The organism is Alcanivorax sp., assembly GCF_040118815.1.
GTDB lineage: Bacteria > Pseudomonadota > Gammaproteobacteria > Pseudomonadales > Alcanivoracaceae > Alcanivorax.
Genome location: NZ_JBEDTC010000001.1, coordinates 50,745 through 64,912 on the forward strand (window position 1 = coordinate 50,745; position 14,168 = coordinate 64,912).

Genomic DNA, 14,168 nt, shown 5'->3' on the forward strand with positions numbered 1-14,168 from the left:
TCTTGCGTTGGGCGGCGTGCCGATGTCAGTACAGTGGTGCGGTTTTGTCCAGCTGGTTCAGGTAATTGATTAGCTTGCGGCGCTCGCGTTTGAATTTCTCCTTTTCCGATGGCGGCGCGGCGGCGGGATCTTTCACCCGGGCTTTCAGCGCGTTGCGTGTCAGGTTACGCAGCTGCTGGCGGTCACCATGGGGAAAGAATTCCAGAATTTGCTGTACAGTGCTTTCCGCGTCTTTGGGCTGTTCGCAGATAACAATTTGTTCAACCCAGTTGCTGAGCCGCTGCTGGCGAAAAGGGTCATTGAGCCGCTCCAGCGCTTGAAGAATCTGCTCGCTGTTGGTTTCGCGAATGAGCCGGCCGATGTATTGGGCGTGACGGCGGCGAGCTTCGTGGCTGGTGATGCGGGTGGCTTCAACCAGCGCGTATTGCAGATCGTCACGCAGGGGCAGGCGCTCGCGCTCCACCTGCTTCATGTCCATCAGTAACAGACCCAGCTCTTGCAAGGCGTTGTCCTCGCGCTTTTGCTGGCCCTTGCTGGTGATCTGGTCGTCGCTATACTCGGTCATAACTGTTTAATACCCATCAATGGAACCGCTATTTTATGTCTGATTCCTCCCCAACGACAGCCGAACTCGACAATACTCAGCTACAACAGGCAAAAGATACTGCAGCCTGGCTGATAGAAGAGGCCAAACGCCAGGGCGCCGATGCGGCGGAAGTGGGGGTCAGCCTGTCCCAGGGCTATTCGGTCAACGTGCGTCAGGGCGAAGTGGAAACGGTGGAGTTCCACCGTGATCGGGGTGTCTCGGTGACCGTGTACAAGGGCCAGCGCAAAGGCCACGCCAGCAGTTCCGACGATAACCGCGACAGTTTGCGGGCGACCCTGGCGGCTGCCACGGCGATCGCCGGTTACACCGAGGAAGACCGTTATGCGGGGTTGGCGCCAGCAGCAGACCTGGCAAAGGAAGTGACAGACCTGGATCTGTATCACCCCTGGGCCATGGACACCCAGGCCGCCATTGAGCAAGCGCTGCGTTGTGAAACGGTGGCCCGTGACGATGCTCGCATCGTCAATTCCGAAGGTGCCTCCGTCAATAGTGGCGCCAGCTTGCGGGTCTATGCCACCTCGGAAGGTTTTTTGCACGGTTACCGCGGCACCCACCACAGCCGCGTCTGCAGTGTCGTGGCAGAAGACGAAGCTGGCATGCAACGCGATTACTGGTATGACGGAGGGCGTGTGGGCGATCGCCTGGCGTCTGCCGAAGCGGTGGGGGAGCAGGCCCGTGAGCGCGCCCTGGCCCGGTTGGGGGCGCAAGTGCCGGAAACCGGCGAGCTGCCGGTGATCTTCGCCCCGGAAGTGGCGTCGGGCCTGTTGGGGCATCTGGTCTCTGCGATTAGCGGCGGGGCGCTTTATCGTCGCAGTTCTTTTTTGCAGGACTGTCTGGGTAAGGCCGTGCTGCCGGCCGGATTTCAGCTCACGGAAAACCCGCACATGGCGGCAGGCAATGCGTCGGCGCCTTTCGATGGTGACGGTTTGCCCACTCGGGCTCAGGCGTTTGTAGAAGACGGTGTTCTCAAGCAGTATGCGCTGGGCCTGTACGCCAGCCGGCGTTTGGACATGGCGCCCACTGGCAATGGTGGTGGGGTGCGCAATGTGCGAATCACCGATACCGGCGATTCCTTGGCTGCGCTCATGGCCAAGGTGCCGAAGGGTATTCTGATCACCGAAGTCATGGGTCAGGGCATCAACTTGGTCACCGGGGATTACTCCCGTGGGGCAAGCGGCTTCTGGTTTGAGAACGGTGTCATACAAGGTGCACTGCAAGAGTTTACTATTGCCGGTCATCTGGGGGAGATGCTGCTGGGTATTCAGGGTAGCGGCACGGATGTGGACTATCGCGGCAATATTGCCTGTGGGTCCTTATTGTTGTCGCCCATCAAGATTGCCGGCCGGTAATTTTTTCCGGTGTAATTCGATTAATTTTTGACTTGGGAAAGGGAAGGAACCAACGAATGAGTGATATGAATCCGTATCAACAGCCGCAATCGGATGTGGCTAACGCGGCGCCAGCCGGTGCCAATGAATTCACCATCATCGCACCACGCAAAATCAGTGTGGGTGATGCCATGGGCTGGATTGGTAAAGGTCATGGCATGCTCAGTGGGCATTGGGGTGTGGTACTGGGCGCCTTGGTTGTGACCGTGCTGATCACCTCCGCCTTGCAGATTATTCCGTTTTTGGGTGCGATTGCCCAGCTGCTGCTGACGCCGCTGTTGTATGCCGGCATTGTGAAAATCTTTCATCGCATCGACACGGAAAACCGTTCTGATTTCTCGGATTTGTTTGCCGGGTTTTCCGATCGAACCAATCCGCTGATCATGACGGCCGTAGCGCAATTTGTCGTGTTGCTGGTGGCCGGTGCCGTATTGGGTGGTTTGTTTTTCCTGCTCGGCCGTGACGGCAGTACCGCCGCCATGGTGGTGTTGGGGCTGCTGGCCACGCTGGCCATGTTTGCCTTCATGTTTCTGTTTTACTTCGCCGTGCCGCTGATCTTCCTGGGGCAGAAAGGGGTAGTGGACGCCATGAAGCTAAGCCTGGATGCGTGCCTGAAAAACATCATCCCTTTCATCGTTTATACCCTGGTGATCTCCTTGATCCTGGTGGTGGCGGCGATTCCGATTCTGCTGGGGTGGTTGTTCGTGATGCCGATTCTGGCCGGTGCGTATTACGTATCGTTTAAGCAGCTGTTTGTGGAATAAGCATCGCAGGCAGTGGTTTGATTATAAAAAAGGCGCCGTTTTTACGGCGCCTTTTTTATGGGTTTGCCGAAACGGATCGGCGTCAGGTTTTCGTTCTGTTTCGATCAGACCAGCAGGTGCGCATACAGCACCGTGGCCAGTCCGAGAAAGGCAAAGAAACCGACGATGTCGGTAATGGTGGTCAGCACCACGGACCCGGCCAAGGCGGGATCGATGCCCAGCTTCTTCATGGTGATGGGCAGCAGGGCGCCGGCACTGGCGGCCATGACCAGGTTGATCACCATAGCGACAGCAATCACCAAACCGAGATTGGGGTCGTTGAACCAGAGTCCGGCGGTAATGCCGATCACGGTTGCCCACAGCAGGCCATTGATGGCGCCTACGGACAATTCCTTGAACAGCAGGTAGCGGGTGTTGTTGGACTGAATTTGGCCCAGCGCCATGGCGCGGATTACCAGTGTCAGGGTCTGGCTGCCGGCAATGCCACCCATGCTGGCGACGATGGGCATCAGAATCGCCAGTGCCACCACTTTTTCCAGAGTCGCTTCAAACAGGCCGATGACCGCAGAGGCGGCTAGCGCGGTGAGCAGGTTGATACCCAGCCATAGCGCCCGGCGGCGTGCGGTTTGCCACACGGAGCCGAAGGTGTCTTCGTCTTCGTCCAGGCCGGCCATGCTCATCAGCGAGTGGTCCGCTTCTTCCCGGATCACGTCCACCACGTCATCAATGGTAATCCGGCCCACCAGCATGCCGTCTTCGTCCACCACTGGGGCGGTTACCAAATCGTGGCGTTCGAAGATCTTTGCCACTTCGTGGGCGGGCAGGGTGGCGGTAATGGATTCCGTGTCGGTAATCATGGCTTCGCGCACGGTGGTGCCCGGGTCACTGATCAGTACTTTGGTCAGTGGTAGCAGCCCGATGAACTGGTTTTTCCGGTTAACCACGGCCAGGTTATCGGTGGTGCGGGGGATTTCGCCGCGGCGGCGCAGATAGCGTTGGACCACTTCGAAGGTGATCTCCGGGCGTACGGTGATCACGTCGGTGTTCATTAGGCCACCGGCGGTGTCTTCCGGGTAGCTGAGTACATGCTCTAGCCGCTCCCGGTTTTGGGCATCCAGGTTGGCCATGATTTGTGAGGTGACGTGGTCCGGCAGCTCTTGCAGTAAGTCGGCCAGGTCATCGGTATCCAGGTCTTCAGCCAACGAGACCAGCTCGTCGGTGGACAGGTCGCGCAGTAACTCCACCCGGACTTCTTCGCCCAGGTACTGCAATACTTCGGATTCCTGATCTTTATGTAGCAGCTGCCAGAGAATTTCCCGTTCTCGTGGCGGGGACGATTCCAGTAAATGCGCGGCTTCAGCGCCGGGTAGATTGTTGATCAGTTGGCGTACCTGAGTATAGGTACCACTGGCCAGGGCGCGATTAATGGCTTTTAAATGCTGTTGGCTACGGCTGCTATCGGCGGGCATGGCTCCTCCTTGCTGGAAGAGAGTTTACACGAGGCGGTGTGAAGGCCGAAGTGTCGCCGGCGTGATGGCGGTAAAGAGTGGTAAATTTGCCGGTGATCCGGGGGGTTACTCGCCTTCGTCGAAGCAGCGGGCGAACAGATCTTCCAGTTCATCCATGGCGTGCTGCTCGTCTTCGCCTTCTACCCTGAAAGTGACGCTACTGCCTTTGGCTGCACCGAGCATGAGCAGGCCCATGATGCTTTTCGCATCAATGGTCTGGTTCTTGTGCAGTACCAGAATGCTGCTGTCGTAGCGGGAGGCTACGCTGACCACTTTAGCGGCAGCCCGGGCATGCAGGCCGAGTTTGTTGATTACGTCGAGTTTTTTTTCAATCATCGGGTGTCTTGTGCTCAGAAAGAGAGTCGTCTGGCATGAAGAATCCCTGTTGCCAGATCATGGGTCAGGCTTATTGCTCCCGGGGCAGTTCCCGGTGACGGACCTGCAGGGCAATGCCTTTTGCGCGCAGGGCCAGTGCCAGCTGTTCGGTGATGAAGACTGAACGATGGCGCCCGCCGGTGCAGCCGATGGCGACCGTCACGTAGCTGCGGTCGCTGTGGGCAAAGGCGGGCAGCCAGCGCTCCACGAAATCGCCGATATCCTTGAGCATGTCGTGGCTGGCCTGATGTTGGCTGAGGAAATCGATGATGCAGTCATCCTTGCCGGTGAACGGGCGCAGGTCTGCATGCCAATGCGGGTTGGGCAGTACCCGCACGTCGAACACCAGGTCCGCGTCGGTGGGCAGGCCATTCTTGAAGCCGAAGGATTCCAGCTGCAGAGACAACGTGGCTTCACGGCGGGCCACCCGTTCGCGCATCAGATTACGCAGGGTGTGAACGTCGTGGTTGCTGCTGTCGATAACCAGGTCGGCGCGCTGGCGAATATTGGCCAGTAGTTCCCGTTCATGCCCGATCGCGTCGGCCAGTGAGCGTTCGCCAGTGCCTAGCGGGTGGCGGCGGCGGGTGGCGCTGAAGCGGGTCTGCAGGGTGTGGTCATCCGCGTCCAGGTAGATGATTTCACTGCGCACCTGCTGTTCGTTCAGGGCCTCAAGGATGTTGTCGAAAGCCAGTAACTGGGCGGGGAGGTTGCGGGCATCAATACCCACGGCAACCCGCTCAATCGGCGGTTCGCCCTCGCTTAACTGTTTCGCCAATGTAGGCAACATGCCGGCGGGCAGGTTATCCACACAATAAAAACCCTGGTCCTCCAGAGCTTGCAGCGCGGTGGTTTTCCCGGACCCGGAGCGGCCACTGATAATGGTGAGTTTCATGGTTGCACCGCCCGCACGCCACACGCAGTGCGTTGGCTCGCAAGACTGATAGACGAGGGAGTGTTTTGGGCGTGCTGTATGGTGCCCGAAAGCGTGTTGCGTTCCTTCATGACGCCAGCCGCAACTCCGCTTCGGACTCTACTGCAGTCTGGTAGAGGTGCGGATTGTCAGTGCTGCGACGCAGTTCCGCACGGTAGCTGTCGTCGTTGAACAGTGAGGCCAGGTGGCTGAGTGTCTTGAGGTGCTGTTCCGGGTTGTCTTGGGGGACCAGCAGCACAAACACCAGATCCACGGGGTGTCCGTCAACGGCGTCGAAATCGATGGGGTTTTCCAGTTTTAACAACAGGCCTACCGCTTGCTGGCAATGTCCGAGCCGGCAATGGGGAATGGCGATGCCTTCGCCAATGCCTGTGGAGCCCAGTTTTTCCCGGGCCACCAAGGCATCGAAGACTTCCTGTTCATTGAGGCTGTCACAGCTGGCTGCGGCCAGCTGTGCAACCTGATCCAGCAGTTGTTTCTTGCTGCTGGCCTGCACGCCGTGATGGGTGCGGGCCAGGGTCAGTAGTTCGCGAACTCGCATAATTGTCGCTTTGGGTTAGTGACCGTGCTTGTGGCTGACGGCCTTTTCCTTGTGTTTGAGAATCTGGCGGTCCAGCTTGTCCGTCAGCTTGTCGATCGCTGCATACATGTCTCCGGCCTCAGCGGTGGCGAAGACATCGGCCCCGGAAATATGAATCGTGGATTCGGCTTTATGGGTTTTCGGTTCCGGAGAGAGAATCACCTGGACGCTGGTGATCTGATCGAAATGGCGCTCCAGGCGGGAAAATTTGTCACCCACATAGGTACGCAAGGCATCGGTAATATCCAGGTGATGACCGCTGATATTAATTTGCATGGCTGGCTCCTTTACCTGTTTGGGATCCGTCCTGGCGCCCTACACCAAACGCTTGCGGGCGCTGGAAGACGGTATTCGCATCGCCTCTCTGTATTTGGCGACGGTCCGGCGCGCTACATTGATTCCCTGCTCATTTAGCAAGCTAGCCAGCTTGTTATCGCTGAGCGGCTTGCGGGGATTCTCGGCAGCGACCAGCTTCTTAATAATGGCACGAATAGCGGTGGAGGAACACTCACCGCCGCCGTCGGTTCCCACGTGACTGGAAAAGAAATATTTCAGCTCAAAGACACCGCGGGGTGTCATCATGTATTTCTGGTTGGTGACCCGACTGATGGTTGATTCGTGCATCTCAACGGCGTCGGCAATATCCGCCAGAACCAGGGGTTTCATGGCTTCATCGCCATAATCGAAGAAGCCTTGCTGCACATCGACGATGCGGGTGGCCACCTTGAGCAGGGTGTCGTGGCGACTCTGCAGGCTCTTGATGAACCATTTGGCCTCCTGAACGCAATTGCGCAGATATTGCCCGTCTTCACCACTGGTGGTGCGGGCGATGCTGGCGTATTGCTGCTGCAGGTTGACTCGGGGCAGCACGTCATCGTTGAGGCTGACCTGCCAGCGGCCCTGGTGCTGGCGGACGATTACGTCGGGAACGGCGTAGTCTACCTGGGGTTCGCCGATTTGTTCGCCGGGAGCAGGATCCAGGGTGCGTAGCAGGGAAAGGGCCTCCAGCAGGAGCTCTTCGCTGATTTGCAGGGTGCGGCGCAGGGCGGTGTAGTCGTGTTTTTCCAGCAGATCCAGATGGGCCAGAAGCGCGCTGGCTTCGTCGCGCAGGGCGGTCTCTGCGGGTAACTGGCGCAGTTGCACGCCGAGGCAGTCAGCCAGATCGATGCTGGCCACGCCGACGGGGTCGAACTGCTGCAGGCGGTGCTGTACGGCGAGCACTTCGTCGCGCTCCAGTTCATCGCCTTCGGTTAGCAGCTCGGGCTGAGCATTCACCATGTCGACGATGTCGTCCAGCGGTACGGTGATGTAACCGCGGTCGTCCAGGGATTCGATGATGGTGATGGCGATAATGCGGTCCACATCGCTCATGGGGGTCAGGTTCAGCTGCCAGAGCAGGTGGTCCTGAAGGTTGCCGGAGACGGCATGGCGTTGCTGCCATTCATCGGCGTCGTCGGGGAGGGAGGCGGTGGCGCTGCTGGTCTGACCGGAATAGACGTCATCCCATTCAGTTTCTGCGCCGGGTTCATCCTGCACCAGCTCTTCCATGGCGTCGTCACGCTCGGTGTCCAGCTCCTCGTCCTGACGTTCTTCGTCATGTTCAGGCAGGCTGTCGTCACCGAAATCGTCGGCCAGTTCCAGCAGCGGGTTGCTCTCCACGGCCTGCTGGATTTCCTGGCGCAGGTCCAGCGTGGACAGTTGCAAGAGGCGGATGGCCTGCTGCAGCTGCGGCGTCATGGTGAGCTGCTGGCCAATTTGTAATTGTAGTGTGGGTTTCATACTGCTCGGTATTCTGTGGATCCCCAAAACACGAGAATAGCAGCCTACCTATAAGGCAAGCAATATTTGTGCCAGTGGTTCTTGTGTGGTACGGGCTGGGTGGAGTTGAAAGTTCAAAGTGTAAAGTTAAAACGCGGTTGGGCGTCGGGGTTGGGGATTGTGCCGTGGCCGCGATTAAGGTGGAGGACGTGCGAGGCGAGCTGAAAGTTCAACAGATTAATTGATGCGCGGCTTTAGCTGGCGACCAGCCTTTGCCATTTTTTCCGTGTTTCATTGGCGGTATCGCGGGCAGGGCCTAGCCGTTGGGAAGTGGCCTGCCCCGCGCTTTCAACTTTACACTTTGAGCTTTTCACTGCTTTTTTTAAAGTCGGAAATCGGCCCCCAAGTACACATCCCGCACCTGCTGGTTGGCAAGGATGATGTCGGCATCGCCGGAGGCAATGATGTGGCCGGCGCTGACAATATAGGCAGTGTCACAGATATCCAGGGTCTCGCGCACGTTGTGGTCGGTGATCAGGACGCCGATGCCGCGCTCTTTCAGGTGGCGAATGATGCCTTTGATATCGTTGACCGAAATCGGGTCCACGCCGGCAAAGGGTTCATCCAGCAGGATGAAATCCGGGTCGGTGGCCAGACCGCGGGCAATTTCGGCACGGCGCCGCTCGCCCCCGGACAGGCTCATCCCCTGTGAATCACGAATGTGCCCAATGTGAAATTCTTTGAGCAAGCTTTCCATGCGCTCGTGGCGCTCCGCCTTGCTCAGCTCTTTGCGGGTTTCCAGGATCGCCATGATGTTTTCTTCCACCGTCAGGCGGCGGAAGATGCTGGCTTCCTGGGGCAGGTAACCAATGCCGCGTTGGGCGCGGCCGTGCATGGGCAGGTGAGTGATGTCGCCGTCATTAATTTCGATGCGTCCGGCGTCGGCTTCAACCAGCCCCACAATCATGTAAAAGCAGGTGGTCTTGCCGGCACCGTTAGGGCCCAGCAGGCCGACAATTTGGCCGGCTTCCACGTCCAGGGAGACATCCTCGATGACCCGGCGGCCCTTGTAGCTTTTCGCCAGGTGGTGGGCGCGTAAATGGCTCATGGCGTGCTGGGCTCCGCATCGGGTGAGGCGGTGTCGCTGTCCTCACTGGGGGTGTTTTGTTCGTTATCGGAGGCGTCTTCGCTGGCCTCGCCGGGCTGGTTCGCGGCGGGGATCACCAAGCGTACCCGCTGGTCGCCTTCGCTGCTGGCGTCCACGCGCTTGGAATCCAGGCTGTATTCTACCTTGGCGCCTTCAAAGGTATTGCCTTGGTGCTCGATATAAGCGTCGCCGGTGAGGACCAAAGTGCGCGCATTGATGTCGTAGACCAGGTTTTGTGCGTGGGCATTTAGCCCTTCGCCTTCTTCCATGCGTACCGGGGTGCCGGTGGCTTCTACTCTTACTAAATCACCATTTTTGGTGAACATGCGCATTTCGTCGGCGAATAGTTTGCGCTTGCCCTGAATTAATTCCACGTTGCCGCTGTACAGGCCGCTGCCAGCATCCTGTTCGAACCGGCCGTTGTCTGCCGTGACCTGAATGGGGCCTTCCATGGGGGCGGCCTGAGCGCCTAGAGGCAGCGTCGCCAGTAATGCCAGTGTGGCGAGGCGGCGGGTGCTAAGAAGCCGGTGCTTCAAACTCACTCTTTACTCCTTGTTTCAGATTCAGAATGCCCTTGTCGAGATCGGCTTCCAGGGCGCCGGCACGAGTTTGGCCGGAGTCGAATGTCATTTCTACATCGCCGGGGGTGGTGGCGATATTGGTGTCGCTGTTGAAGCGCAGTTCGTCGGTATCCAGGTTCACTTTCTGGGTGGGGTTATCCACGTTGACCTCGCCGAGAAAGGTAATCAGGTTGCCGTCTTCTTCCACGGTGCCGTGATCGCTGGTGATGGTCCAGCTGCCTTTGTCGTTGGCCATGACCAGCACAGGGGCTTCCATTTCGGTGAGCGGATTGTGGTCAAACTGCACCAGGTTATTGGCGGTGAGATGGTATTGCAGGGTGCCGTCTTTTTCGCTGAAAGCGCGGGCCGTCACCTCGTCGGCAATGATCGCCGGCGCCTGCATCACGGCGTTATCCTGGCCGGGAAGGGTGCTGTCCCACTCGTGGAGGGTCATAAGCATGACCAGCCCCAGCATCAAGATGCCGGTTGCGCTTAATAGTCCCTGGCGTTTCATGCCTGGCTCCGCAGGGCGAGAATAGCATCGCAAATTTCCCGTACTGCCCCTTCGCCGCCGCGGCGCTCGGTAACGTGATCGGCCGCAGTCTTGGCGCAGTCGTGGGCGTTAGCCGGGGCAAAGCTTAACCGGGCCCAGAGCAGGGCGCTTACGTCGGGTTCGTCGTCGCCGGCATAGCCGGTTTCGTGGGCCGCGATGCTCAGTGAGTCAGCCAGTGCTTCTAGTGCGACCCCTTTGTCTTCGCGGCCCTGAATGACGTGTTCAATGCCCAGATCTGCCGCGCGTTTGGCCACCATGGGGGAGTTGCGCCCGGTGATAATGGCCAGGGTGACGCCGCTGGCAGCCAGCTTTTTCAGTCCGTGGCCGTCCAGGGTATTGAAGACCTTCAGTTCTTCGCCCTGGGGGCCGAACAGCAAGCGGCCGTCGGTCATTACGCCGTCCACGTCAAAGGCCATCAGGCGCAGGTTCTGGGCATCAATGGATGAAAATTGCATGGGCATTTACACCACCCCCGCGCGCAGCAGGTCCTGCATGTTGAAGGCGCCGAGGGGTTTGCCGGCTTCATCGCACACCATCAGCCCGTTGATCTTGCGGGTTTCCATGACTTGCAGGGCTTCTGCCGCCAGGTGGCCCGGCGCGATGGTGATTGGGTTGGTGACCATGACGTCGGAAATGGTGGCCTGACGAATATCGATGTCCCGGTCGAAAATGCGGCGCAAATCACCATCAGTGAAGATCCCGGCGAGGGTGCCGTCGTCGTTGGTGACGGCGGTCATGCCCAAACCTTTATGGGTCATCTCCAGCAGGGCTTCGCTGAGTGAGGTGGTGGCGCTGACGAGGGGGAGTTGCTCGCCGGCATGCATGATGTCATCCACTTTCAACAGCAGGCGCCGGCCCAGGCTGCCACCGGGGTGGCTGAGGGCGAAGTCTTCCGGGGTGAAGCCGCGCGCTTCCAGCAGGGCGATGGCCAGGGCGTCGCCCATGGCCAGGGCCGCGGTGGTCGACGAGGTGGGCGCCAGGTTATGGGGGCAGGCCTCTTCCGTGACCGCCACGGTCAGGTGTACATCAGAGAGTTGGGCCAGCGCGGATTGCGGGCGGCCGGTCATGCCGACGAGGCGAGTGCCCTTGCGCTTGATGACCGGCAAAATGGCCAGCACTTCGGCGGTTTCGCCGGAATTGGAGAGCGCCAGTACCACATCGTCCGGGGTGATCATGCCGAGGTCGCCATGGGAGGCTTCGCCGGGATGCACAAAGAAAGAGGGCGTGCCGGTGCTGGCCAGGGTGGCGGCCAGTTTACTGCCCACATGCCCGCTTTTGCCCATGCCGGTGACGATCACTCGGCCTTTGGCATTCAGCATCAGGTCGCAGGCAGCGGAAAAGCTGGCGTCCAGGCTGTCTTTCAGGGCATCCACGGCTCGGGCTTCGATATCCAGTACCCGTTGGCCGACGCTGATATGGTTGTGACTCATGCGCTCTCCTTGACGTTGGCGGCGATTATACACCGGTTGCCCCTTCGCGTTGACCCGTAATCGGTAATCGAGTCTCCCTGGCGGGAACCGTATCGTTCTCTGTGACTCCAATAAAACAATCGAGGTTCACGGTGTTGCCGCTGTTGATGACTGGACAGGGGGTAAAGAACACCGTAAAACCGCCGGAGACTAACAGGGAGTAATTTATGCATTTGCAACGGTATATTCGAACGTGGCTGCACGCCGGCCTGGTGGTTCTGCTGGCAGGGATGGCCACATTGGCCCACGCCGAGAGCGACCCGCGCCAAGTGGTGTCGGACGCCGTGGAACGCATGACATCCCGCATCGAGGCGGAGCGCGAGGCGCTCGAAGCGGACCCGGACAAGGCCAAGGCGCTGGTGCGTGAAGAGCTGGCTGATCTGGTGGATTTCAAGCGCATCACCCGTATGGTGATGGGCGACTACTTTGGCCCGTCGAGCAAAGAGCAGAAATACCGTTTTTTGGATGTGTTCAAAAACAGCCTGATCAACACCTATGCGTCTGGCATTACCCTGTATGATGGCCAGAAAATCGAGACCCTGCCCATGCAGGACGGTGACCGCAAAGGTGACTATGCACGGGTGCGCATGGAGGTGAAAACCAACTCCGGACAAGTCGTGCCGATCTACTACACCCTGTTCCTGCGCGATGATCAGTGGAAGGTCATTAATGTGTATGTGAATGGCCTGGATTTGCGCGATACCTTCAAGAGCCAGTTCGCCCAGGGCATGCAGCAGTACAACGATATCGACAAAGTGATCGATAACTGGTCTGCGGATGCCAAGATTGATGCCGGTATCGACGAGGCGAAGCAGGGCGAGTGAGGTCGCCTGCCGTGGTAAGGGGCCGCGTGCTCGCGTATTATTATGCCCTTGATGACGATTTGATGGAGCGGCTACAGGCCGCTCCAGTGCTGTTTGGGCCTGCCAAGGGCCCTGCTGAGGAGCAAAAATGAACCCGGAAGAAGTACAGGCACTGGTCGAAGCCGGTTTTGACAATGCTGACGTGGCAGTGGAAGGCGGCGGTGATCGGTTCCAGATTCGTGTGGTGTCAGAGGCCTTTGCTGGCCTGATGCCGGTGAAGCGCCAGCAGCTGGTGTACGCCACCATCGACGAGCAAATTAAAAGCAACACCATCCATGCCGTGCAGATTCTTGCCTTTACTCCGGCGGAGTGGGAAAAAGCCCAGAATCAGGGCCTGTCCTGACCCCGGCCACAGGCCGAAAACGGGTTGGAAGAACGCAATCATCTAGAGACAGTTCATGGATAAATTGATCATCACCGGCGGCCGTCGGCTGGACGGCGACATTCGTATTTCCGGGGCCAAGAATGCGGCGTTGCCGATTCTGGCCGCCACGTTGCTGGCCGATGAGCCGGTGACGGTGGGAAATCTGCCGCACCTGCAGGACGTGACTACCCTGATCGAATTGCTCGGCAGGATGGGCGTCCATGTGGTGATCGATGACCGCATGAATGTGGAAGTAAACGCTACCACCATCAAAGAGCTGACCGCCCCCTACGAGCTGGTGAAAACCATGCGCGCGTCGATCCTGGTGCTGGGCCCCATGCTTGCGCATTTCGGCAAGGCGTCGGTTTCCTTGCCTGGCGGTTGTGCTATTGGCTCGCGCCCGGTGGATATCCACCTGCGTGGTCTGGAGGCCATGGGCGCGGATATCGAAGTGGCCAATGGCTACGTGAATGCCAGCGTGGACGGGCGCTTGAAAGGCGCTCGCATCGTCATGGATGTGGTCACCGTGACCGGCACCGAAAACCTGATGATGGCAGCCGCGCTGGCCGAGGGTACCACCTACCTGGAAAACGCGGCCCGCGAGCCGGAAGTGGTGGATCTGGCCGATTTCATCAATGCCATGGGCGGCAAGGTCAGCGGTGCTGGCACTGACACCATTGTTATTGAAGGGGTGGAGCGCCTTACCAGTTGCCATCATCAGGTCGTTGCAGACCGGATCGAAACCGGCACCTACCTGATTGCTGCTGCCATTACCGGTGGTCGCATCAAGACCAAGGACACCGTGCCGGGCATTCTCGATGCGGTGTTGCAGAAGCTGGAAGAAGCCGGCGCGAAAATCACCGTCGGTGACGACTGGATCGAGCTGGACATGGAAGGGCGCCGCCCGAAGGCTGTGTCCTTGCGTACCGCCCCATACCCGGCCATGCCTACCGATATGCAGGCCCAGTTTATGGCTCTGAATTTGGTGGCCGAAGGCACCAGCACCATTGTCGAAACCATCTTCGAGAACCGTTTCATGCACGTGCAGGAAATGAACCGCATGGGCGCAGACATCGAAGTGCAGGGCAATACCGCCATTTGCCGGGGTGTGGAGCAGCTTACTGGTGCACCGGTGATGGCCACGGACCTGCGCGCCTCGGCCTCACTAGTGATCGCGGCACTGGCCGCGTCCGGTGAGACTACCGTAGACCGCATCTACCATATTGATCGCGGTTACGAGTGCATCGAAGAGAAACTGCAATCGCTGGGCGCGGTTATCCGTCGCGTACCACGCTGATCGG

Annotated in this window: 17 protein-coding genes; 5 read left to right on the forward strand and 12 right to left on the reverse strand. The window is 58.9% G+C overall.

The window, feature by feature from the left end; genetic code table 11:
• Window positions 1-25: 25 nt before the first annotated feature.
• On the reverse strand, window positions 26-565 hold the full coding sequence (yjgA, locus tag ABNH18_RS00245; protein WP_349380883.1) for a ribosome biogenesis factor YjgA: 540 nt from the start codon (window positions 563-565) through the stop codon (window positions 26-28).
• Window positions 566-600: 35 nt separating this feature from the next.
• On the opposite strand from yjgA, the gene pmbA reads away from it, so the two are divergent.
• Together pmbA and ABNH18_RS00255 are read left to right on the forward strand one after the other, a co-directional pair.
• Entirely contained in the window at window positions 601-1,956 is a 1,356-nt protein-coding gene (pmbA, locus tag ABNH18_RS00250; protein WP_349380884.1) for a metalloprotease PmbA, read from the forward strand.
• Window positions 1,957-2,012: 56 nt separating this feature from the next.
• Window positions 2,013-2,759, forward strand: a complete 747-nt coding sequence (locus ABNH18_RS00255) for a BPSS1780 family membrane protein (protein WP_349380885.1) — start codon at window positions 2,013-2,015, stop codon at window positions 2,757-2,759.
• 104 nt (window positions 2,760-2,863) lie between these two features.
• Here ABNH18_RS00255 and mgtE read toward each other — a convergent pair whose 3' ends face one another.
• The 11 genes from mgtE to ABNH18_RS00310 all read right to left on the reverse strand — a co-directional run bounded on the left by mgtE (window position 2,864) and on the right by ABNH18_RS00310 (window position 11,601).
• Window positions 2,864-4,228 (reverse strand): magnesium transporter, encoded by a 1,365-nt coding sequence (gene mgtE, locus ABNH18_RS00260; protein ID WP_349380886.1) that lies wholly within the window; start codon window positions 4,226-4,228, stop codon window positions 2,864-2,866.
• A gap of 105 nt (window positions 4,229-4,333) precedes the next feature.
• Entirely contained in the window at window positions 4,334-4,603 is a 270-nt protein-coding gene (locus tag ABNH18_RS00265; protein ID WP_349380887.1) for an HPr family phosphocarrier protein, read from the reverse strand.
• A gap of 70 nt (window positions 4,604-4,673) precedes the next feature.
• Complete coding sequence (rapZ, locus tag ABNH18_RS00270) at window positions 4,674-5,534, reverse strand: RNase adapter RapZ (protein WP_349380888.1); 861 nt, start codon at window positions 5,532-5,534, stop codon at window positions 4,674-4,676.
• A 106-nt stretch (window positions 5,535-5,640) separates the two neighbouring features.
• Window positions 5,641-6,114 (reverse strand): PTS IIA-like nitrogen regulatory protein PtsN, encoded by a 474-nt coding sequence (gene ptsN / locus ABNH18_RS00275; RefSeq protein ID WP_349380889.1) that lies wholly within the window; start codon window positions 6,112-6,114, stop codon window positions 5,641-5,643.
• A 15-nt stretch (window positions 6,115-6,129) separates the two neighbouring features.
• Window positions 6,130-6,429, reverse strand: coding sequence for a ribosome hibernation-promoting factor, HPF/YfiA family (gene hpf, locus ABNH18_RS00280; protein ID WP_349380890.1), 300 nt, complete (start codon window positions 6,427-6,429; stop codon window positions 6,130-6,132).
• A 39-nt stretch (window positions 6,430-6,468) separates the two neighbouring features.
• Window positions 6,469-7,932 carry an RNA polymerase factor sigma-54 gene (locus ABNH18_RS00285; RefSeq protein WP_349380891.1) on the reverse strand — a complete coding sequence of 488 codons (1,464 nt, stop codon included), beginning with the start codon at window positions 7,930-7,932 and terminating at the stop codon, window positions 6,469-6,471.
• 361 nt (window positions 7,933-8,293) lie between these two features.
• Window positions 8,294-9,019 carry an LPS export ABC transporter ATP-binding protein gene (gene lptB, locus ABNH18_RS00290; RefSeq protein ID WP_349380892.1) on the reverse strand — a complete coding sequence of 242 codons (726 nt, stop codon included), beginning with the start codon at window positions 9,017-9,019 and terminating at the stop codon, window positions 8,294-8,296.
• Window positions 9,016-9,600 carry a lipopolysaccharide transport periplasmic protein LptA gene (gene lptA, locus ABNH18_RS00295; RefSeq protein ID WP_349380893.1) on the reverse strand — a complete coding sequence of 195 codons (585 nt, stop codon included), beginning with the start codon at window positions 9,598-9,600 and terminating at the stop codon, window positions 9,016-9,018. Before lptA ends, lptB begins: the two co-directional genes overlap by 4 nt.
• Window positions 9,575-10,132 carry an LPS export ABC transporter periplasmic protein LptC gene (gene lptC / locus ABNH18_RS00300; RefSeq protein ID WP_349380894.1) on the reverse strand — a complete coding sequence of 186 codons (558 nt, stop codon included), beginning with the start codon at window positions 10,130-10,132 and terminating at the stop codon, window positions 9,575-9,577. Before lptC ends, lptA begins: the two co-directional genes overlap by 26 nt.
• On the reverse strand, window positions 10,129-10,632 hold the full coding sequence (locus ABNH18_RS00305; RefSeq protein WP_349380895.1) for a KdsC family phosphatase: 504 nt from the start codon (window positions 10,630-10,632) through the stop codon (window positions 10,129-10,131). Before ABNH18_RS00305 ends, lptC begins: the two co-directional genes overlap by 4 nt.
• Entirely contained in the window at window positions 10,633-11,601 is a 969-nt protein-coding gene (locus ABNH18_RS00310) for a KpsF/GutQ family sugar-phosphate isomerase (protein WP_349380896.1), read from the reverse strand.
• Window positions 11,602-11,807: 206 nt separating this feature from the next.
• Here ABNH18_RS00310 and ABNH18_RS00315 point away from each other — a divergent pair, with 206 nt between their 5' ends.
• From ABNH18_RS00315 to murA, 3 genes are all read left to right on the forward strand, one after another.
• Window positions 11,808-12,464, forward strand: a complete 657-nt coding sequence (locus ABNH18_RS00315) for an MlaC/ttg2D family ABC transporter substrate-binding protein (protein ID WP_349380897.1) — start codon at window positions 11,808-11,810, stop codon at window positions 12,462-12,464.
• Window positions 12,465-12,591: 127 nt separating this feature from the next.
• A complete protein-coding gene (locus ABNH18_RS00320; protein ID WP_349380898.1) occupies window positions 12,592-12,846 on the forward strand; it encodes a BolA family protein in 255 nt (84 codons plus the stop codon).
• Window positions 12,847-12,901: 55 nt separating this feature from the next.
• Window positions 12,902-14,164: a UDP-N-acetylglucosamine 1-carboxyvinyltransferase gene (gene murA, locus ABNH18_RS00325; RefSeq protein WP_349380899.1), complete on the forward strand. Its 1,263-nt coding sequence runs from the start codon at window positions 12,902-12,904 to the stop codon at window positions 14,162-14,164.
• Window positions 14,165-14,168: the final 4 nt, after the last annotated feature.

Bases quoted from the DNA above. Each gene is read 5' to 3' on its own strand.
- yjgA (WP_349380883.1), bottom strand. From the start codon at position 565: ATGACCGAGTATAGCGACGACCAGATCACCAGCAAGGGCCAGCAAAAG.
- pmbA (WP_349380884.1), top strand. From the start codon at position 601: ATGTCTGATTCCTCCCCAACGACAGCCGAACTCGACAATACTCAGCTA.
- ABNH18_RS00255 (WP_349380885.1), top strand. From the start codon at position 2,013: ATGAGTGATATGAATCCGTATCAACAGCCGCAATCGGATGTGGCTAAC.
- mgtE (WP_349380886.1), bottom strand. From the start codon at position 4,228: ATGCCCGCCGATAGCAGCCGTAGCCAACAGCATTTAAAAGCCATTAAT.
- ABNH18_RS00265 (WP_349380887.1), bottom strand. From the start codon at position 4,603: ATGATTGAAAAAAAACTCGACGTAATCAACAAACTCGGCCTGCATGCC.
- rapZ (WP_349380888.1), bottom strand. From the start codon at position 5,534: ATGAAACTCACCATTATCAGTGGCCGCTCCGGGTCCGGGAAAACCACC.
- ptsN (WP_349380889.1), bottom strand. From the start codon at position 6,114: ATGCGAGTTCGCGAACTACTGACCCTGGCCCGCACCCATCACGGCGTG.
- hpf (WP_349380890.1), bottom strand. From the start codon at position 6,429: ATGCAAATTAATATCAGCGGTCATCACCTGGATATTACCGATGCCTTG.
- ABNH18_RS00285 (WP_349380891.1), bottom strand. From the start codon at position 7,932: ATGAAACCCACACTACAATTACAAATTGGCCAGCAGCTCACCATGACG.
- lptB (WP_349380892.1), bottom strand. From the start codon at position 9,019: ATGAGCCATTTACGCGCCCACCACCTGGCGAAAAGCTACAAGGGCCGC.
- lptC (WP_349380894.1), bottom strand. From the start codon at position 10,132: ATGAAACGCCAGGGACTATTAAGCGCAACCGGCATCTTGATGCTGGGG.
- ABNH18_RS00305 (WP_349380895.1), bottom strand. From the start codon at position 10,632: ATGCCCATGCAATTTTCATCCATTGATGCCCAGAACCTGCGCCTGATG.
- ABNH18_RS00310 (WP_349380896.1), bottom strand. From the start codon at position 11,601: ATGAGTCACAACCATATCAGCGTCGGCCAACGGGTACTGGATATCGAA.
- ABNH18_RS00315 (WP_349380897.1), top strand. From the start codon at position 11,808: ATGCATTTGCAACGGTATATTCGAACGTGGCTGCACGCCGGCCTGGTG.
- ABNH18_RS00320 (WP_349380898.1), top strand. From the start codon at position 12,592: ATGAACCCGGAAGAAGTACAGGCACTGGTCGAAGCCGGTTTTGACAAT.
- murA (WP_349380899.1), top strand. From the start codon at position 12,902: ATGGATAAATTGATCATCACCGGCGGCCGTCGGCTGGACGGCGACATT.